Source organism: Rhodococcus sp. GB-02 (assembly GCF_053470465.1).
Genome location: NZ_JBPUKE010000001.1, coordinates 1449604 through 1469604, shown reverse-complemented (window position 1 = coordinate 1469604; position 20001 = coordinate 1449604). Strand labels below are relative to the sequence as shown.

Genomic DNA, 20001 nt, shown 5'->3' with positions numbered 1-20001 from the left:
GGCGCTCACCGACAACTCAATACAGGATATCCGGACATACGAGAGCCCCGCGCTGCTGCCAGGTCGGGGGTCAGGCAGCAACACGGGGCTGTCATGAATATCGGTAGCTATTCTGCAGCGTTACACGCCTTCGCGAAAAAGTTTGCAAAGGGTTCGGGGATCCGGCCACCCCTCGTGGCCGGATCCCCGATTACGCATCCCCTCGCACCGATCACTGCAGGTGAGCGCAGTTTCACACGCGAGGGGAGATTGTGGAGCGGTTACCGCTCGATAATCGCCGTGACGCCCTGGCCGCCGGCGGCACAGATCGAGATCAGGCCGCGGCCCGAACCCTTTTCGGCGAGCATCTTGGCGAGGGAAGCGACGATACGTCCGCCGGTTGCCGCGAACGGGTGACCTGCAGCCAAGGACGATCCGTTGACATTGAGCTTGCTTCGGTCGATCGAGCCCAGTGCGCCGTCGAGGCCGAGGCGTTCCTTGCAGTACTCGTCGGATTCGAAAGCCTGCAGGGTTGCGAGAACCACCGAAGCGAAGGCTTCGTGGATCTCGTAGTAATCGAAGTCCTGCAAGGTGAGGCCGTTGCGGGCCAGCAAACGCGGGATCGCGTACGTGGGAGCCATGAGCAGCCCGTCCTTGCCGTGGACGTAGTCGACGGCAGCGGTTTCGGAATCGACGAGGTGCGCCAGAACCGGAAGATTGCGCTCGGCGGCCCACTCGTCGGTGGAGAGGAGCACTGCCGAAGCACCGTCGGTGAGCGGCGTCGAGTTGCCGGCCGTCATCGTCGCGTCGCCGAGCTTGGTTCCGAACACCGGCTTGAGCGTTGACAGCTTCTCGACGGTCGAACCGGGACGGAGGTTGTCGTCGCGGGTCAGGCCGAGGAACGGGGTGACGAGGTCGTCGAAGAAACCGCGGTCGTAGGCAGCTGCCATGTTCTTGTGGCTGGCAGCGGCAAGTTCGTCCTGGTCCTCGCGCTTGATGCCGAATTCCTTGGCGGTGATCGCAGCGTGGTCACCCATCGACTTGCCGGTGCGAGGCTCGCCGTTGCGCGGAATTTCCAGGCCGAGCATGCCCGCACGGACGTTGCCGAGCAGCTTGATGCGGTCGCCCGTGGACTTCGCGCGATTGAGGGAGAGCAGGAACTCGCGCGCCTGATCGTTGACGCCGATCGGGGCGTCGGACGTGGTGTCCGTGCCGCCGCCGATGCCCGAATCGATGCGGCCGGCCGAAATGGCGTCGCCGACGGCGATGATCGACTGCAGTCCCGTGCCACACGCCTGCTGAAGGTCGTACGCCGACGTGTACGGGCTCAGCGCGCTGCCGAGAACGGACTCGCGAATGAGATTGAAATCACGGCTGTGCTTGAGCACCGCACCGCCGACGACCATGCCGAGCTTCTCGCCCTGCAGATTGAATCGGCTCACCAGACCGTCGAGCGTCGCAGTGAACATGTCCTGGTTGGACGCCTGTGCGTACGCCTTGTCCGAGCGTGCGAACGGAATGCGATTTCCGCCGACGATCGCAACCGGACGGCGCTGACCTGCAGAATTTGCAGCGGCTGCGGCCGGTGCAGTGCGCGGTGCGGCGGGCTTTGCATTTGAACGGGCTTTGCTTGTCACTTGCGTCTCCAAGGATGGTGCGATTACCTGTTGAAGACTATTCTTACTCAGTAGTAAGTTACTTGTCTATCGCCGCATTCTTTCGATTGCCCGGTGAGAGACAACCCGAAACACAACAGAAGGTAGGACCGTGGCAGCCAGCAAGGGAGCTCCCGACCTCTATTCACAGTTCCTCTCGTCCGCCCCCGGCGCATTCATCGCGTCGAAGGCCGGCCTGCCCAGGCCCGAGAACCTGCGTCGATACAAAGCAGGAGAACCCGCACTCGCCGGACCTGTCCTCATCGGCGGCAAGGGTCGACTCGCAGAACCACTTCGCGTACTGCTCTCCGACTACCCGGCGGCTCAGGCACACGACAGCAGCTTCGGTGGACTCGTGTTCGACGCCACCGGAATCACTCAGGTCAGCGAGCTCGAGCAGCTGTTCGAGTTCTTCCAGCCCGTAATCCGCAACCTCGCACCGTCGGCTCGCGTCGTCGTTCTCGGCACGACGCCGGAAGAAACGTCGAGCGTCGACGAGCATGTCGCGCAGCGCGCTCTGGAAGGCTTCACCCGCAGCGTCGGCAAGGAGATCAAGCGCGGCTCCACCGCTCAGCTGGTCTACGTCTCCCCCAAGGCATCCACCGGACTCTCCGGCGTGGAATCGACTCTGCGCTTTCTCCTTTCGGCAAAGTCCGCCTTCGTCGACGGCCAGGTCATCGTCGTCGGCGCTGAAGATTCCGTCGCGCCCGCAAGCTGGGACAAGCCGCTCGAAGGCAAGGTTGCCGTCGTCACCGGCGCAGCCCGCGGTATCGGCGCCACCATCGCCGAGGTCCTGGCCCGCGACGGCGCGCACGTCGTCTGCGCTGACATCCCGGCCGCCGGCGAAGCGCTGTCCGAGACCGCGAACAAGGTCGGCGGCACGTCCCTCGCCCTCGACGTCACGGCAGCCGACGCAGCCGAGGTCCTCGCAGCTCACCTCCTCGAGCGTCACGGTGGAGCGGACATCATCGTCCACAACGCCGGCATCACCCGCGACAAGACCCTCGCCAACATGGACGAGGGCCGCTGGAACATGGTCATGAACGTCAATCTTCTTGCACCGCAGAAGATCACCGAGCACCTCGTCGAGAAGGGCGCCCTCAAGGAAGGCGGCCGCGTCGTCGACGTCTCCTCCATCGCCGGCATCGCGGGCAACCGCGGCCAGACCAACTACGGCACCTCCAAGGCCGGCGTCATCGGCCTCGTACACGCCGAAGCTCCCGTCCTGGCGAAGAAGAACATCACCATCAACGCCGTCGCACCGGGCTTCATCGAGACCGCCATGACCGCAGCCATCCCCTTCGCCACCCGCGAAGCCGGCCGCCGCATGAGCTCGCTCCTGCAGGGCGGCGAGACCGTCGACGTCGCCGAGACCGTCGCATACTTCGCCAGCCCGGCCTCCAATGCCGTTACGGGACAGGTCGTTCGCGTCTGCGGCCAGAGCCTCCTGGGCGCATGATGGCAACAAAGACCGTCGCGCTCACCGAGCAGCCCAAGACCCTCGACATATACTCCCGCGCGGTAATCGGATTGTTGCCGTGGAACAAGTCCAACTCACGCTCGGTGCCACAGCAGACCTTCACCCTCACCGGATTGAAAGTCGACACCGACAACCTGGCGGCGTACTGCCGCGTGACCGGACTGCGGTTCGGCGACACTCTGCCGATCACCTACCCCTTCACCTTGGCATTCCCGACCGTGATGAAGCTGATGGTGTCGAAGGACTTCCCCTTCGCCGCCGTCGGCTCCGTTCACGCCGAGAACGTCATCGAATCGCTGCGGCCCATCTCCGTCAGCGAACCGCTGGACCTCTCGGTGCATGCCGAGAACCTGCGTGAGCACCGCAAGGGCCTGCTGATCGACGTGATCACCGAAATTCGGGTGGGACGCGAACTGGTCTGGCGACAGACCTCGAGCTTCCTGAACCAGCAGAAGACCTCCCTGTCCGGCCAGCCCGGACCGGAGCCCAAGGCCGACGAGGTCCCGCCGATGCCGATGAGCACCATCCGCGTCGACCAGACCACGATCAGCAAGTACGCCGCAGTCTCCGGCGACCGCAATCCGATTCACGTCTCGTCCCTGGGCGCCAAGGCTTTCGGTTTTCCGAAGACCATTGCTCACGGAATGTGGAGTGCTGCAGCCCTTCTGCGGACCGTCGAGGGTTCTGTCGCGGACAAGGTCACGTACAGCGTGCGCTTCGGCAAGCCGATTCTGCTACCGGCGACGCTGAATGCATACGCCGACCGCACCGATGACGGCTGGGATCTGTCGCTGCGTCACCCGAAGAAGGGTTACCCGCACGTCACTGCGACGCTGCGCTGACCTAGGTTTTGTCGGGTTCCCACCCACCCCAATTCAGCGAACGTACCTTTCGGCGCCTTGGATGCGCTGAAAGGTACGTTCGCTCAGATTCGTTTTGGGGGCTACTCGGACTTCTTCTTGCCCGACAGACCGCGCCACGCGAGGGATTCGAGTAGGTCCGCTGCGGCATCCACTTCGATTTCCCCACCCGCGACTCGGTCGGCTACCGCCTCACCGGCACCGACGAGCGCGATGGCGATGATCCCGTAATCGTGCGCGGCATCAGGATCCTTGGTGCTGGACTCGAGCAGATGCGCGGTCAACTCGATCAACCGATCGCGACTGGACTGCACCGTTCCCGCAAAAGCCTGCTGCCCGACGGCCTGACGGTAGAGCACCATCCACGACTTGCGGTTTGCGCCCACGAACCCGAGGAAGCCCTCGAGAGCGGCGCGCAATTGTTCGCGCGGAGTCAGGTTAGGCGCGCCGGCCGGGGCGAGTGCCTCGAGGAAGCGAAGTCCTTCACGATGAATGCACGCCGCGAACAGCTCTTCCTTCGAGCCGTAGTACAGGTATAGCATCGGCTTCGAGATCTCGGCTTTGGCCGCGATGGCGTCCATCGAAGTTTCGTGAAACCCCCTGTCGGAGAACACGTCCACAGCTGCGTCGAGCATCTGCTGCTCACGCACTGCGCGTGGCAGCCGCTTGGTACCGCCGGCCATGCTTCCTCCAACCACAGGGTAAATGTCGATCTTACTCTACGGTAAGATTGTGCGTCGAATCGCAGCTTCGACTCAGCAGGTCACGACACCTTTGGCCGCGGCAACCGTGACGACGGCCTGATCGACTCGGGCCTGCGGAAGCGCACCCGACGCGACGGCCTGCTCGAGTTGGTCGAGAACCCGCGGTACGTCGTCGGTGGTCAGCCACAATGCCTGATCGACTCCTGCCGCAAGTGCAGCCTGAACGGCGTCGGCAATATCATATCGGTCGGTGATCGCCTGCATACCGCTGAGGTCGTCGGTGAACACCGGACCGGTGAACGGCGCTGCGCCGTAACCCACTCCGTCTCGAAGCAACGCAACGGCGGCGGGACTGATGCTGGCAGGCGTGCCAGGCTCAGTCAGACCGGGAACCTCGAGATGGCCCATCATGACGCCGACTCCGGTCCCCGACAGTTCACGGAAGGGAATCAGGTCCGACGCGATCAGATCCTGCAGCGGCGGCGTGGTCACCTCACCTCGGTGCGAGTCACCCGACGCGCTGCCGTGCCCGGGAAAGTGCTTGATCACCGGGAAGATTCCCGCGTCGCGCATGCCTTGCGCGTACGCACCGGCGTAGGCAACCACGGTCTCGGGGTCGTCGGAGTACGAGCGGTCACCGATCACGGAGTCGTCGGGTTGACTGCTGACGTCGACGTCGGGCGCGTAGTTGACCGTGATCCCGAGATCCTTCAAACCGCGTCCACGCTCGAGTGCCATCTGGTACGTCTGTTCCACTGTCATGGTCTGCGCAGTTTCCCTGGCCGACGGATCGGGACCGAGGATGTCCGCGACGCGCGAAACCCGTCCGCCTTCCTCGTCGATCGTCACCATCAACGGCAACTTCGACGCCGAAGAAACCTGCGGCACTTCGCGATTGGTGAGCATCGACTGATCAGTCCAGCTTCCGACGAAGATACCGCCGATCTCCTCGTTCTGCACGATCGACAACGCGTCGTCGGTCCCGGTGACGCCGACGTTGAGCAGCTGGGCAAGTTTCTGACGTAGGGACAGCGAAGCCAGAAGGTCGCTACCGCACGACGCGGCGACGGGCGCCGAGCTGGATGACGCAGGCGTCGACGTGATCTCGGTGCTTGTGCTGGTGCTGGGCGTGGCGCTCGAAACAGGATCAGCGGTCCCGTTTTCGCCTGAGCATCCCGCAACCAACCCTCCGCACAAAGCAATGGTCGTCGCAGCCTTCAGAAACTTGATCCGCATACCTCGACCGTAACGGACCCGGTACCCATACACTCCCTCACGGGCACATCGGGACGGTAGCCTGGAAGAGAACCGATTCCCCCGCTGACGAGGAGGTCGTGATGCCACAAGGTCTGATGCTCATCGCGTACGACGGTTCCGACAACGCCAAGCGCGCCGTCAACTATGCGGGGCGTTTCCTCTCCGCCAATCGCGCTGTTCTCGTCACCGCCTGGGAGCCGATGGTTCGCCAGGCCGCTCGCATGTCCGGCCTGTCCGGGGTGATGCAACCGGAGTGGGTTCCCGACGACGACGTCGAGGACATCGCGTACACCGACGCCAAAGTCACCCTCGCCGAGGGCGTCGCGCTGGCCGAAGCCGCTGGCCTGACCGTCGAAGGTAGAAGCGCCGAGTGCCGATCCGCGATCTGGTCTGCAATCGTCGAAACCGCAGACGAATTGGACGTCGACATCATCGTGACCGGCACCCGCGGTACGACGGGTTTGCGGTCGCTTCTGCAGAGCAGCGTCGCGGATCATGTTCTGCGTCACAGTCATCGGCCGGTGTTGATCGTCCCTCCAGGTAAGTGACCTTCGCGCATTCCTGATCCGCGGCCGACTAGTGTCGAATGCACCATGGATGGTTTTGTTCTCTCGCGCCCCGATCACAGCGTGGTCACCCGCGGCGTACGACGCAGCTTCGACAGCTCCGACGCGGCTGCCAACGCTTTGTCGGCGGGTTCGGCAAAGCTGATCGTCGGTGCTCTCCCTTTCGACCCGGCTGCCGCCACGGCGTTGTACGAGCCTGCCGAGGCAACGATCACGCCCCGTCCGTGGCAACCGGTTGATCCCCAGGCACTGCCCACGACCCGGGTCGGCCGAGAGATCCCGTCGTCGTCGGAGCATCTCCGTCGTGTGGAAAAGTTGATCGGACGCCTCCGCAGCGGAGAGGTCGACAAAGTTGTCGCGGCTCGCACTGTGGAGCTTCGGACGCAGACCCCGATCTCCCCGGCTGCGCTCGCCGCACGCATGGCGGCGCTCAATCCCGTGGCCAACACCTTTGCCGTCGACCTCTCTGCGGCGGGAGCCGAATTCGAGGGCCACGGCCTGGTCGGCGCAACACCCGAGGTGTTGGTCAGTCGACGCGGGCGCGTCGTGACTTGTCGCCCGTTGGCAGGGACCGCAAAGCGGTCCGCTGACGCCGATCAAGACCGCGAGGCAGGCGAGAGCCTTCTGCATTCGACGAAGAACCTGGCCGAGCACGCCTTCGTGACCTCATGGATCCGCGCGATCTTGCAACCGATGTGCAGTGAATTGTCGGTACCGGCGATACCCGAGCTGACCAATACCCACGAGGTTTGGCACTTGGCAAGCCCGATCCGCGGCACGCTGCGAGACGACACAACTGCGCTCGACCTCGCTATCGCCCTGCATCCGACGCCGGCGCTGTGCGGAACACCCACTGACGCGGCACTGAAAGTCATCCGCGAGACCGAAGAGCCACGCCGTTTCTACGGTGGCGCCGTCGGCTGGTGCGACGACGCCGGCGACGGCGATTGGGTGGTTGCCATCCGCTGCGCCGAGATCAGTGCAGACGGCCGTAACGCCTGGGCCAGCGCGGGTGGTGGAATTGTCGCCGAATCGGATCCGCAGGACGAACTCGACGAGACATCTACGAAACTGCGCACTCTGTTGACCGCGCTCGGTGCCGAAACCCTCGACTGACCAGCACGTCACGAGGGTAATCGTCCGGATTCTCGAGTGCGGGTGATACCTTGACCCGAGCAGTTCGTACGGGCCGGTAAGTCCGTCCGACCGCGAACGACCGACTAACGACCAATTGGGAGATCCGCGATGACGAAGTTCCTTGTCCCCGGTGTGGCCAGCGCTGTCATCGGTGCCGTTCTGGGTGCCGGCGTCATCTTCGGTGTCACGGCCGCCGCGTCGGACAACACTCGTCCCGAGATCGACCGCAGCGGAAACGCAGATTCTTCCGTGCTGAACCAGGTTGAGTACGGCAGCCGCTGAGAGCGCAGGCCTCGCGAGTTCCCGTTCTTCCGCCGACGCAGCGGTGTCTTCGGTAGACACCGCCCCGTCGGCAGAGCCCCTGTCGAAGCGGTGGCTGTTCGGCGCCTCCGTCGTAGCGTTTCTTCTCACTTTTCTGCAATCGCCGGGTCTGATCACCGCTGACACCAAGTACGACCTGACGCAGAATCCGTTCGGTTTTCTCGAACGCGCGTCGCATCAGTGGAGTAGTCAGGCGCCGCTCGGCCAGGTTCAGAACCAGGCCTACGGATATTTCTTTCCGCACGGGCCGTTCTTCGCGCTCGGCGAGTTGGCGAATGTTCCACCGTGGATCACCCAGCGCATCTGGTGGGCGCTGCTCCTGATCGCGGGTTTCTGGGGCATCATCCGCGTTGCCGAGGCTCTCGGTATCGGTAGTCGTAGTTCACGCGTCATCGCAGCGGTTGCCTTTGTTCTTTCTCCCCGCGTGCTGACCACGCTCGGTTCGATTTCCTCGGAAACCCTGCCGATGATGTTGGCGCCGTGGGTGTTGTTGCCGGTGGTTTTGGCCTTCGGCCCTGTGCGTGGAAAAGGAGTCCCTGGACTCCCTAACCGCTCACGGGGGTTGAGGCGGTTAGCCGCACAATCCGCCCTCGCCGTCGCTCTCATGGGTTCGATCAATGCCGTCGCCACCGCCGCGGCCTGCCTTGTCGCGATCATCTGGTGGCTCTCGCACAAACCCAACCGAACGTGGCTGACGTTCACCGCCTGGTGGGCCCTGTTCGTCGCTCTCGGCACCCTGTGGTGGATCGTGCCGCTACTGCTGCTCGGCAAGATCAGCCCACCGTTCCTGGACTACATCGAGTCCGCCGGTGTCACCACTCAGTGGGCCTCGTTGGCGGAGATACTGCGCGGCACGGACAGTTGGACCCCGTTCGTCTCCCCCGAACGCATTGCCGGCGCCGTTCTGGTCACCCAGCCGGCAGCAGTTGTCGCCACCGGTCTGGTTGCCGCTGCCGGCCTCGCCGGGCTCTGCATGCGGTCCATGCCCGCTCGCGGCAGGCTGACGCTCATCCTGTTCGTCGGTATCACCGGTCTGGCCGCGGGGTACGTAGGTGAACTCAGCTCGCCGGTATCGGAGTCGGTGCGTCTGTTCCTCGACTCGGCGGGCGCTCCGCTGCGCAACGTCCACAAGCTCGAGCCGCTGGTCCGTCTACCGCTGGTGCTCGGACTCGCACACCTGCTGGCCAAAGTGCCGCTGCCGGGATCGGTTCCACTCGCCCGATGGCGCCGCGCGTTCGCCCATCCCGAGCGCGAACCGATGGTCGCACTGACCAGCCTGATCCTCGTTGCCCTCACCCTCTCGACGGCCTTGGCCTGGACGGGAAAGCTCGCTCCCCGCGGTGCGTATCCGGACGTTCCCTCGTACTGGAACGAAGCAGCGCAGTGGCTCGAGGACAACACCTCCCCCGGATCGGAAGCCGAACGTGCCCTGGTCGTCCCGGGAGCGCCCTTCGGCAGCCAGGTCTGGGGTCTGACGCGTGACGAACCGCTCCAAGCGTTGGCGAGTACGCCGTGGGCGGTGCGTGACTCGGTCCCGCTGACCCCGCCCGGCGCCATCCGAGCACTCGATTCGGTGCAACGTCTGATCGCCGACGGACGTCCGTCGGACGGCCTCGCGCAGACCTTGCTGGGGCAGGGCATCCACTATCTGGTGATGCGCAACGACCTCGACGGCGAAACGTCGCGCTCGGCCAGGCCGATACTCGTGCACCAGGCGGTCGAAGGCTCGCCGGGGATCGAGCGAGTTGCCCACTTCGGTGACGACGACAGCCCCGAACCGATCGAAGGGCTGGTCGCTGACAGCGATCTGCGTCCCGGTTACCCGGCCATCGAGATCTTCGAGGTCACCCCGCCCGACGGCACCCCGGCGGTCAGTGGACCGTACTCCGTCGACCTGAACCAGGTTCCGCGCGTTCAAGGCGGGCCGGAATCTGCTGTGCGCCTTCACGAAAGCGGGCTGATCCCGGGGACCGGCCCGATGATTCTTGCCGCCGACGCCGAAGCTGCGGGACTGCCCGTCGATTCTGTCACCGTCACCGACACACCTCGCGATCGGGAAACCGATTTCGGTCAGGTCGACAACCACAGTTCCGCCCTGCGAACGCCCGACGACGCTCGTCGTACCTACAATCTGGTGCCCGACTACCCGGTAGCGAACACGCCTCTCGTGGAAGGCCGTTGGAGCGGCGCCTCGATCACCGTTTCCAGCGCAGCCTCCGACGCCACCCAGCTGGGCGGTACTTCACCGTCGAGCAGTCCGGCATCGACGGTCGACGGTGACCCGGCCACCGGCTGGTTCAGCAACGGCATCGAGCGTGCACTGGGCCAGTGGTTGCAGATCGACTTCGACACACCGATTTCCAGTGGGTTGCTTCATCTGACTACCAGTGCCGCGGCAATCGGAGCTCCCGTTAAATGGCTCGAAGTCTCGACACCGAACGGCAGCACGGCGGTGAAGGTGGAACGTCCCGGTGAGCCCATCACCGTCTCGATCCCGGGCGGGAACACTCCGTGGGTACGCGTCACAGCGACTCACACCGAAAACGGATCGCCTGGAACACAGTTCGGCATCAGCGAACTCTCCGTCGAAGACTTCTCCGATCGCAGCGCGCCGAAGACCGTCCCGATCCGTTTCGACACAGTCCTGCCGAGTACGCCGGCGGACGCATCCGTGAACGCTTGGAACCTGAGCCAGGAGTTCCCCGGCCGCAACGCGTGCGCCGACTCGACGGACCGCGTGCGGTGCAGCAATGCATTCATGGCCATACCCGAAGAGCCGAGCCGTTTCCAGCGCACGCTCACGGTGCCCGAAAACACAGTCGTTGCACCGACACTGACTGTCCGAGCGCGTCAGGGCAACGCCCTCGAAGATCTGCTTTCCGTCCCAGGCCGAATCACGGCTTCGGGTTCCAGCGACATCGGCGACACACGCGGATCTGCCTTCGCTGCCACCGACGGCGACCCACGCACCACATGGTCGGCGCCGCAGAGCACCACCGAACCGGGCGGCCCGAAACCGACGCTGACTCTCAATCTTCCCGAACCCACCCTGGTCACCGGCCTGGACATCACACGAGGACTTGGCACCCTGCCCTCGCTGCCGACCAGCGTCGCGGTGAACCTCGGCAACGGACCGCAGGTTCGAGAGCTGCCCGACCTCGAAGACGAAACGCCTCGAACCAGTCGAGTTACCCTCTCCCCCTACGTCACCGACAAGATCGTCCTCAGCGTCACCGATTGGGAGCCCGTCCTCGATCAGACGGCGCTCGGCTTCGCCCAAGCGCAGCCCACCGGCCTCGCCGAGGTCGGCGTCGTCGGCGCAGACGGGACACCGATCGCCGGTTCCGGCGTGCAGGGCCCAGACTCATTCGACAACCGCACCGTCACCGTCCCCTGTGGTGACGGCCCGACCATTTCGGTTCCCGGACAGCAGTTCCCCACCTCGATCACAGCGACGGCGGTCCAACTTCGCACCGGCGCACCGGTCGAGGCGCGTGTGTGCAGCCCGAACGCCTCGACACCCTTGCCGGCGGGACAGCCCGAGGTGGTCGTCGAACCCGGCCCAGCGTTCTCGGTCGACAACCTCCACCTGACGGCTTTCGATCCATCACCCGCACAACGGAATACACCGCTCGAATCGACCGCGTGGACGGCGAATCACCGCGAACTCACCGTCACGAACTCGTCCACCGATCAGCTGATCGTCAATCCCGAGAGCACCAGCATCGGTTGGATCGCCACGGCGCCGGACGGTTCCGAACTGACGCCGGTGGTCGTGAACGGATGGCAGCAGGGCTGGATCGTGCCGGCAGGCACCGCGGGAACCGTCACCATCGACTTCCCCAGTGACAGTTGGTACCGCCTCGGCATCTTCGGCGGACTCGTGTTGCTGATCCCGCTGCTGTTCGCAGCTTTTGTCCCCGCTCGCCGAGTGTCCAAGCCCCTCACACCGCCCCGACCGTGGCGCAGCGTCGCGGCGGGATGGGTGGGCGTGCTCGTGGCGGCCACCGTCATCGGCGGCGGAGTGGGAGCGGCGATCGCGGTTGTCTGCTCGATCCTCGGGCTCGCCGCGCTGCGATTCTTCGGCCCGACTCGAACCGCACGAATCCTGGTCGGCACTGCCGGCGTGGCGGCGATGATCGGCATCACGCTGCTCTCGACGGGACCGTGGCGGGCACCGGGCGGCTACGTGGGCGACTCGTTCGCGATTCAGTTCTCGTTGTTGGTCGCCTTGGTCGTGACCGGGTTGGCCGCGCTGCCCTTTGCCGGTTCACCGATGTGGCGACGCTTCTCCCACCGCGTCACCGCAACGCGCGCCGGTTCCTCCACCAACGCGTAACTGGCCGAGGCCACAGCGACGCTCAGGACGACCGTGAGGGCCAGGACGTAGAAGAAGCTGCCCGAGAACGGAACTATCCCGAACACGGGGAACACAGCGTTCAGTACGGCCAGGTGCCAGATGAACAGTCCGTAGGACCAGCGTCCAATTGCCAACGCCAACGGACTGGCCAGGAAACGATGCTGCGATTGATCGCGCAGAACCAGGGGCGCGATCAAGGAGAAGCTGATGATCGCGCCGAGAGCAATCTTGATCGCGTACTGCCACGGCTCAGGCCGCACCAGACCTTCCGGCCCGGCCAGATCGGTGCATGAGAGAACGAAGGCGACAAACGCAACAAAAGTCAGGAGTACCCGACGGTGCGCGAGGCGATGCACCCACGTCGATGGGCCCACTGCCAGCTCGGCCAGGATCATGCCGGCGCCGAACCACGGCAGGTAGCCGGGCAGCCAGTTGTCGTGGTGGATGGCGTCCGGCGTCGGAATCGGAATGAATGCCCACGTCAAGGCCAAGACCGACACCCCGAGCAGAAGCGGCAGCCGGAACCGGGTCGAGTTGCCACGTAGTCGCGCCATCAGGAAAGCGAACAACGGCAACAGGAGGTAGAACGCCACCTCGACCGACAGGCTCCACATCTGTGTGAGCCCCTCGGTGAGTGTCAACGGCACGAATACCTGCGCCAACCCGAGATTCGCCAGCCACAGTTGGTAGCCCCCGCCTGCGCCGGGCAGGAACAGCAGGATCAGGACCACTGCCACCCAGTACGCCGGCAGAATGCGCGTCGCGCGGGAGATCCAGTACCGGACGATCGACTGCGGCTGCCCGATTCCGCGAGCCTTTGCCGCGTGGGGGCGCCACAGGAGAAATCCGGACAAGGCAAAGAACACCGCTACGGCGAGATCGAGTCGGCCGAACGCGCGCCCGATCGCCCCGGACTGCGCTTCACCCGTCTGAAACGCAACATGGGTGACGAGGACGCCGAGCGCGGCCAATCCACGCATACCGTCCAATGCTGGAACGAAGCCCCGAGCCTGTGGCGGGACCGTCTGAGAGGAATTCGTGGAACTGATCATCACGGATAAGTGTGCACCCCAGGCCGATTGAGGGAAACCACCAGGGACTCACAACAAAATGCCTGGCCAATTCATGCCCTCATGCGACAAACCGGGCCGGTGGACTGTTAGTGTTCTGCCACACATGGTGTCCATCGGGGGCCCCATGCCATCTGCGCAGCTCATATTGTGCCGGTTGGGGAACCTCGAAAGACTTAACGGGTTAGGAGTCACAGCATGGCGGAACGCTCAGGGCCGAGCCGGATACTTCCTTGCATTCTGGTGGGCCTCGGTGCCTTCCTTTTGGCCATCGCCATCCTCATTCCTACCTACACGGTAGGCAAGCTGGAGAAGACGCCACTCGACCTCGAGGTGACCACCGTCGCCACGGGCAACGGTAGCGTCCTCAACTCGGCGGCCCTCCTCGGCGGAAAGGCACAGGTCGACACCAACGTGCCGATCGTCGCTCAGCGCTACGTCACCACGCAGGACCCGTCCGACGCCGACATCATCACCGTCGAAGCCGGCCAGACAGTCCGTCGTACCGACAAGCAGGGCGACACCGGGCTGCTGACCGCAACCCTGGACCGTGTCACGCTCGATCGCGTCAGCTCGATGCCGACCAACGATCCGGTCGGAACCGTCCAGACCTCCAGCGACCAGCCCGCCGAAGAAGTTTCCCGCGACGGTCTGCAGTACAAGTTCCCGTTCAATACGGAACAGAAGAGCTACCCCTACTTCGACCTGAACGCTCGCGCCACGAAGGACATCGACTTCGTCGAAGAGACCGAGATCAACGGTCTGAAGGTGTACCACTTCCAGCAGACGATCGATCCCGTCGACCTGTCGAAGGTCGTCAACTCCCCCACCAACAAGCTGAGCCTGCCGGCCGACACCTGGGGCGTTCCCGGTGGCGCTACTCCGATCACGATGACACGTTGGTACACCAACGTCCGTGACCTGTGGGTCGAGCCCAAGACCGGCGTTGTCGTCAAGGGCCAGGAGCAGTTGCACCAGTACTACGGACGCAACAAGGATGCCGTCGACGTCGAGGTTCTCAAGGTCACCCTGCCCTTCGACGAGGCGACCATCGAGTACCAGGTCCAGCAGGCGCGTGACGGCATGGACAAGCTCTCGCTGTTCGGCCGCACCGTCCCGATCGTGGCAGGTGTGCTCGGCGTCATCGCGCTGATCGCCGGTATCTTCCTCGGCCTTCGCGGCGGCAAGGGCGGAACTCCGGCCCGCGCTGCACACGGCGGAACGAACCAGAATCCCAGCGGCCAGGGCTCGCCCGAGCCGGCTCCGGGTGAGCACGACTGGACCTCGGACGACACTCAGGTGATCCCGCGTCCGGATCTGCGCAAGGACTGATTCAGACAGTAAGTAGAGCGCCCCTTCCACACGGAAGGGGCGCTTTGCTGCGTTTCGGGATGTTGTTGCCGGATCGGCGTACGGATTGGCGCGACGGGTCGTTCCCTCCGCACAGTCACGGGCTTAGCGTTTTCTGGAAGTCCAGATCACCCCGAGCACGAGGAGCCACATGCCCGCATCAACAGTTCTGGGGTCGCACATCTGTGTCAGCGATCTGACGCGACGGAGATTCGTGGTCGGCACGGCAGCATTTTCTGGGCTGTTCGCCGCCGGTTGCGCACGATCCGCCGGGACCGAAGGCGATGCATCCGGGATGCGCACGGTCACGACCTCTCTCGGAACCTACGACATTCCGGTCACCCCGAAGCGCGTCGTCGCCATCGACTCCCGACTCGACCTCGAACCGGCCGTCGCGATGGGCCTTCCTGTCATCGCGTACAGCTTCGACGCCGCCGAGCCGTGGGTTCCGGCTGATCCCGCGGCGCAGGTGTTCGAGGCACCGGTCAACGTCGAGGCAATTCTCGCGCTGGAACCGGACCTGATCATCTGCACCGACATCGGTGAGGCCTCCGACATGTGGCCGCTGCAGCAGTTGAGCCAGACAGCGCCTGTGCTTCCGATGGACTTCACGCGTCCGTGGCGCGAGAACATCGATCAGTTGGCGAACTGGCTGGGGCGCACCGAGAACCCCGACGTCCGTCAGATCATCGGAGCGTACGAGGACAGAGCAGCCGGATTGAAGGAACGCCACGCCCAGAGCTTGGCGAGCAAGCAGGTTGTGCTGCTGAACTACGTGGACCAGAAGGTCAACGGCGTCAACCGCAAGGGCATCTCCACGCAGGTTGCCGAAGACCTCGGCGTGCAACTCCAGTGGCCAGTCGAGGGACAGAAGGAGATCTCCACCGAAAATCTGGTGACTGCCCTCGACTCGGCCGACGGAATGATCGTCACCACCGCGCCCGGCGTCGATCCCGTCAGCGACGACCGTGTGATGTGGAACCGTATCCGCGCAGTTCGAGGCGACAACGTCGTCTACACGGGCGGAAACATCAACTACGGATCCGTCTACACCGCGATGCGTACGCTCGACTACTTCGACGATCTGTTCACGCGTCTGGAGAACTGACGCCACTGCGAGGTGCCGGCCCAGCGCGGTCGGCACTTCGCACTGCGGCGACGGACACCGCCAACGCCGTCGTCGACGCAACCACGACGGCGACACCGATCAACTCTCCCGGCGTCTTCGCCCACACCAGCATGACCGTCGCCTCCACAGCCAGCCCTGCCCATGCCAGAAGGGCCACTCGTGTGCGTTCTGACGCGATTGCGGACAGCAAAGCACCCTGGAGTACCGCCAGCGCTGCACCGTGCAGGGCGAAGGCCCACAGCATCGGAGCCACGGCGGCGTACGCGTCGCCCACGAGCATCGGCACCAGTGGGCCGGCCACCGCCGCCCCCAGAACCAAGACGGCGCCGATACCGAAGAGCACCGCCAACGCCGAGCGAACCGCTTGCGCCGAGTGCGCCGGATTCGCCATCTTCGGGTACAGCACGACGCCCACTGCCTGTGGCAGCCAGAACGCCACCTTCGTCGCAACGGCGCCGAGTGCGTAGACACCGGCGTCGTATTCGCTGAGAACGACGCGGACGATCAGCAGATCCAGCGAAGACAACGCGATAAGCGCGAGCTGAACCTGCGACGCCGCGAGCACGGAGACGACGCCGATACGCACCGGCCGGTCCTCGCTCACCGAGACGGTTCGGTCGACCACGCGAACTATCGCCACCAGCAACGCGGTTCCGGCCGCGCCCGCGACCAATGCCGCACCTGCTCCGCCGCCGAATGCCAGAACGATCACCGCCGGAAGAACTTTCATTACTCCGGCGCCGGCAAGTACCGCGCTGAGAGTGCCGAATCGACCGTGCCCCTGCAACAACCCCTGCTCCGTGGCCAGCAGAACCAACATGGGCGCAGTCACCAAGGCCGAGAACGCCGCCACGATTCCGGTGTCGAGCAGCCAGGCCATCGCCGGAGCCAGCGCCACCGCGAGGACAGCGACAATCGCCGTGCATCGATACCCCAACGACCGCAACGCATCTGTGCTCTTGCCGCGCACCGCCTCGCGAGCCACCACCGTCTGCAACGCCAATGCTGGAACCGCAAGTACCAACTGGGCGGCAAGCAGACTCGCGAACTCTCCGTAGCCGACCGGCCCCAACCATCGGCTGGCCAACCATGCCAACAGGTACGACGCGACATTGGCCGTCATCGATCCCACCAAAACCATGCCGACCCCGGCCGCGGCGGCGCGATCGAGCGGTTGGCGAGGCATGGCAGTAATGATGCACCACGTATCGTGCGCGTCATGACAGTGCAAGCCGGATACCGCCGTTACCTGCCTACGGCGTACAGCCTGGCGCTGGCACTGTTGATCCTCGGACCACTGCTCGGCCCCGGCTACCTCCTGCTGCGCGACGCCGTCAGCACGCCGCGCTCGTACCTGACCGACTCCGCCCTCGGACTCACCGACGCCGCAGCCCGCGCTGTTCCCCAGGACGCGCTGATCGCAGCGTTGAGCACCGTGATCGACGGCGGACTGGTGGTCAAGTTCATCCTGCTCGTGGCGCTCTGGCTCGCCGGTTGGGGCGCGGCGCGCATGGTTACCGTTCTGCTGCCGACTGCCGGTCTCGGTCCACAACTCGTCGGGTCGACGGTGATGCTCTGGAACCCGTATGTGGCCGAGCGTCTGCTGCAAGGACATTGGAGTCTGCTAACCGGATATGCCGCACTGCCGTGGATCGTGTGTGCCGGAATCGGAGTTCGCCGCGCAACGCCCGGATCGTGGTGGGCGTTGGCCGCGTCACTGGCATTCGCGGGCCTGACACCTACCGGCGCCCTGCTCGCTCTGACAACTGCGCTGATGGTGGTTGCCACCCCGGGAGGCCGGAACTCAGCCCTTCGGCGTGTCTGCGGCGCTATCGGATTGTTCCTCGTCGCCGCCTCACCATGGTTGGTCGCCACCTTCGTATCCGGAGCAGCAGGCGACGGTTCCGATCCGGCGGGAGTCGCGGCCTTTGCCGCCCGAGCGGAACCCGGTCTCGCGACCCTCGGCAGCCTCGCCGGTCTCGGCGGTATCTGGAACTCGGCAGCGACACCGTCTACTCGCACAACTCTCTTCGCGTTGGTGGGAACGGTTCTTCTGCTCATCGCGGTGTTCGCCGGTCTGCCCACTTTGTGGCGCCGACGCCGGAATCCTGTCGTCAGTGGGCTCGGACTGCTGGCACTGTTTGCGGTGCTGGCTCCGACCCTGGGCGCCACTCCCTGGGGTCTCGACGTCGGCCGATGGTCGGTCGAGGTGTTCACCGGCGCCGGTCTGCTGCGTGACGCGCAGAAGTGGGTCGCACTGGCCGTACCGTTCTATGCACTCGCTGCCGCCGCGGCGGTGATGTGGGCAGGCAATCGGTTCTCCCTCCCCCGCCCGACATCCTCGGTTGCCGCCGTCGTGGTGACGATCGTGGCGCTACCGGATCTGGTGTGGGGCGTCGGCGGCGCGTTGAAGCCCGTGCACTATCCCGGGTCCTGGACCGTGGTGGCCGAGCAACTACGAGACGAAACCGGTGACGTTGCAGTGCTTCCCGCCGGGATGTTCCGTGCCTTCCCCTACAGCGGTGATGCGCCGGTACTCGATCCAGCACCACGCTTCCTACCCCTCGACGTGCTGCAGACCGGCCAACTGGTGGTTGCCGGTGGTGCGGTCGGCGGTGAAGGAACCCGGGCCACCCAGGTCGAGGATCTGCTGCTTGCCGGCGGGAGTCCTACGCAGTTGGCCGATCTCGGAGTCGGATGGGTACTGATCGAGCGTGAGACACCAGGCCAGTTCGGCAAGGCGGCAGCGACACTCGACGGATTGGAACAGGTCTTTGCCGACAACGATCTCGAGCTCTACCGGGTACCCGGAGATGTTGCCGCGCAGGAAGCGTCGACCGGTGCCCGAACGTCCGTCATAGTTGCGCATTTCGCCTGGATACTGATGGGTGTAATCGCGCTGATCTCAGTCGGACTGAACCAGAACCGAATTCGACTCGCGAGGCGCGGCCAGTCCTGAGACCCACCGACCGTCCTTGTGCGCGGTCAGCACCTCGAGCACTCCGGTGCCGGTCTGCTCCCAGGAGAACTCGCCCGACCACACCCGAGCTTTCTCACCGAGCACCGTGCGGAGTTCGTGGTCGCGGAGCAGGGTGCCTGCCGCCTGCGTCAGATCGGCGATGTCGCCGTCGCCGGCGTGCTCACCGCCGACCAACAGCCCGGTCACTCCGTCGACGATCGAGTCGGTCAGACCCTTGGAACTGCGGTAACCGATCGTCGGAACACCGTGCTGCGCAGCCTCGATGACCGCCAGGCCCCACCCTTCCTTCCGCGAAGGCATGAGGTGAATCCACGACTGCGCAAGGAGTTCATGTTTACGAGCCTCGTCGACGTGACCGTAGAACGAGACGGCGTCACCGATTCCCAACTCGGCGGCGCGATCTCGCAGGTTCTGCTCCCACCAACCACCACCGATGACGTCGAGATGGATGTCCGGAAGCGTCGGACGCAGGGCTGCGACGGCCTCGAGTGCGTCCTCGATCTGCTTGTGCGGCACCAGTCGTGAGAGAACCGAGATGGTGGGACGCTCGGCCCTGGTGATCGATCCACCCGCGTCGACGCCGACGGGGAGCCGATCGGCACCGTTGCGCACCACGGCAATTCGTTCGCGCTCGACACCGAGGTCCACCAATTCTTCGGCCGAAGGAAGCGACACCGTCAGATACTGACTACGTCGATGGGTGCGCGGTGACAATCGCGATTCGACCCACCAGCCGATCCGGCCGACGAGCTTGCCTGCCACCGGCCATTGTTCACGATGGCAGTGATGGACCAGAAGCGTGACCGGTGCACCCGCCACGGTCTTCGAGAAGAAGGGGATGCCGTTCTGGGTGTCGATCACCGCGTCGGGTCGAATGCCCTTCAGCGATCCGAAACCCAGACGTCCGGCGGCAATGGCAGCCAGAGCGCGGGGGTACACGCTGAAACGTCCACCGGCCCGGCTGATGGTGATGCCGTCTCTAACCTCCGACGCGGGCGCCCCGGGATACGACGCCGTCCGCAGCGTCACCTTGATACCGCGCTCGGCCAACTGTGATCCGACCTGCTCGAGGTAACGCTCGCTTCCACCGCCCTGGGGATGCCCGGTATCGCGCCAGCAGAGCAACAGAACCTCGCGCACGTGCGTTACTCCC

14 protein-coding genes and 1 pseudogene are annotated in these 20001 nt (G+C 64.8%); 9 read left to right on the top strand and 6 right to left on the bottom strand.

The features are described 5' to 3' along the window. Positions 1–260: 260 nt before the first annotated feature. Entirely contained in the window at positions 261–1616 is a 1356-nt protein-coding gene (locus ACSW29_RS06930; RefSeq protein WP_003945465.1) for an acetyl-CoA C-acetyltransferase, read from the bottom strand. 130 nt (positions 1617–1746) lie between these two features. Between ACSW29_RS06930 and ACSW29_RS06925 the strand changes: the two genes are divergently transcribed. Then, positions 1747–3093 carry a 3-oxoacyl-ACP reductase gene (locus ACSW29_RS06925; RefSeq protein WP_003945596.1) on the top strand — a complete coding sequence of 449 codons (1347 nt, stop codon included), beginning with the start codon at positions 1747–1749 and terminating at the stop codon, positions 3091–3093. Next, complete coding sequence (locus tag ACSW29_RS06920; protein ID WP_317828495.1) at positions 3093–3956, top strand: MaoC/PaaZ C-terminal domain-containing protein; 864 nt, start codon at positions 3093–3095, stop codon at positions 3954–3956. The genes ACSW29_RS06925 and ACSW29_RS06920 overlap by 1 nt, the downstream gene beginning before the upstream one ends. A gap of 101 nt (positions 3957–4057) precedes the next feature. Here the strand turns inward: ACSW29_RS06920 and ACSW29_RS06915 are convergent, their stop codons facing one another. Continuing rightward, positions 4058–4657, bottom strand: a complete 600-nt coding sequence (locus ACSW29_RS06915) for a TetR/AcrR family transcriptional regulator (RefSeq protein ID WP_230815003.1) — start codon at positions 4655–4657, stop codon at positions 4058–4060. Positions 4658–4729: 72 nt separating this feature from the next. Next, complete coding sequence (locus tag ACSW29_RS06910) at positions 4730–5914, bottom strand: glycoside hydrolase family 3 N-terminal domain-containing protein (protein ID WP_448276911.1); 1185 nt, start codon at positions 5912–5914, stop codon at positions 4730–4732. A 101-nt stretch (positions 5915–6015) separates the two neighbouring features. On the opposite strand from ACSW29_RS06910, the gene ACSW29_RS06905 reads away from it, so the two are divergent. The 4 genes from ACSW29_RS06905 (at position 6016) to ACSW29_RS06890 (ending at position 12298) form a co-directional block, all read left to right on the top strand. After that, positions 6016–6483, top strand: a complete 468-nt coding sequence (locus ACSW29_RS06905) for a universal stress protein (RefSeq protein WP_230815001.1) — start codon at positions 6016–6018, stop codon at positions 6481–6483. Positions 6484–6528: 45 nt separating this feature from the next. Continuing rightward, complete coding sequence (locus tag ACSW29_RS06900) at positions 6529–7617, top strand: isochorismate synthase (RefSeq protein ID WP_317828451.1); 1089 nt, start codon at positions 6529–6531, stop codon at positions 7615–7617. A 129-nt stretch (positions 7618–7746) separates the two neighbouring features. Next, positions 7747–7920 (top strand): DUF2613 domain-containing protein, encoded by a 174-nt coding sequence (locus ACSW29_RS06895; RefSeq protein ID WP_003945488.1) that lies wholly within the window; start codon positions 7747–7749, stop codon positions 7918–7920. A gap of 43 nt (positions 7921–7963) precedes the next feature. Continuing rightward, entirely contained in the window at positions 7964–12298 is a 4335-nt protein-coding gene (locus tag ACSW29_RS06890; RefSeq protein ID WP_448276910.1) for an alpha-(1->3)-arabinofuranosyltransferase domain-containing protein, read from the top strand. 23 nt (positions 12299–12321) lie between these two features. Here ACSW29_RS06890 and ACSW29_RS06885 read toward each other — a convergent pair. Further along, a pseudogene (locus ACSW29_RS06885) lies at positions 12322–13371 on the bottom strand (acyltransferase family protein); the annotation flags it as partial. A gap of 216 nt (positions 13372–13587) precedes the next feature. Between ACSW29_RS06885 and ACSW29_RS06880 the strand changes: the two are divergent. Both ACSW29_RS06880 and ACSW29_RS06875 read left to right on the top strand, forming a co-directional pair. Beyond that, the gene (locus tag ACSW29_RS06880; protein WP_317828449.1) at positions 13588–14721 is read left to right on the top strand and encodes a DUF3068 domain-containing protein; all 1134 of its coding nucleotides are present in this window, start codon (positions 13588–13590) and stop codon (positions 14719–14721) included. 169 nt (positions 14722–14890) lie between these two features. After that, on the top strand, positions 14891–15847 hold the full coding sequence (locus ACSW29_RS06875) for an ABC transporter substrate-binding protein (protein WP_448276909.1): 957 nt from the start codon (positions 14891–14893) through the stop codon (positions 15845–15847). Here the strand turns inward: ACSW29_RS06875 and ACSW29_RS06870 are convergent. After that, positions 15828–17054, bottom strand: a complete 1227-nt coding sequence (locus ACSW29_RS06870) for a lipopolysaccharide biosynthesis protein (RefSeq protein WP_448276908.1) — start codon at positions 17052–17054, stop codon at positions 15828–15830. The two genes, ACSW29_RS06875 and ACSW29_RS06870, sit on opposite strands and share 20 nt — an antisense overlap. 33 nt (positions 17055–17087) lie before the next feature. On the opposite strand from ACSW29_RS06870, the gene ACSW29_RS06865 reads away from it, so the two are divergent. Beyond that, positions 17088–18827 carry a hypothetical protein gene (locus ACSW29_RS06865; protein ID WP_448276907.1) on the top strand — a complete coding sequence of 580 codons (1740 nt, stop codon included), beginning with the start codon at positions 17088–17090 and terminating at the stop codon, positions 18825–18827. Here the strand turns inward: ACSW29_RS06865 and ACSW29_RS06860 are convergent. Beyond that, positions 18774–19988 carry a glycosyltransferase family 4 protein gene (locus ACSW29_RS06860; protein ID WP_019747129.1) on the bottom strand — a complete coding sequence of 405 codons (1215 nt, stop codon included), beginning with the start codon at positions 19986–19988 and terminating at the stop codon, positions 18774–18776. The genes ACSW29_RS06865 and ACSW29_RS06860 overlap by 54 nt on opposite strands. Between the last annotated feature and the right edge of the window lie 13 nt (positions 19989–20001).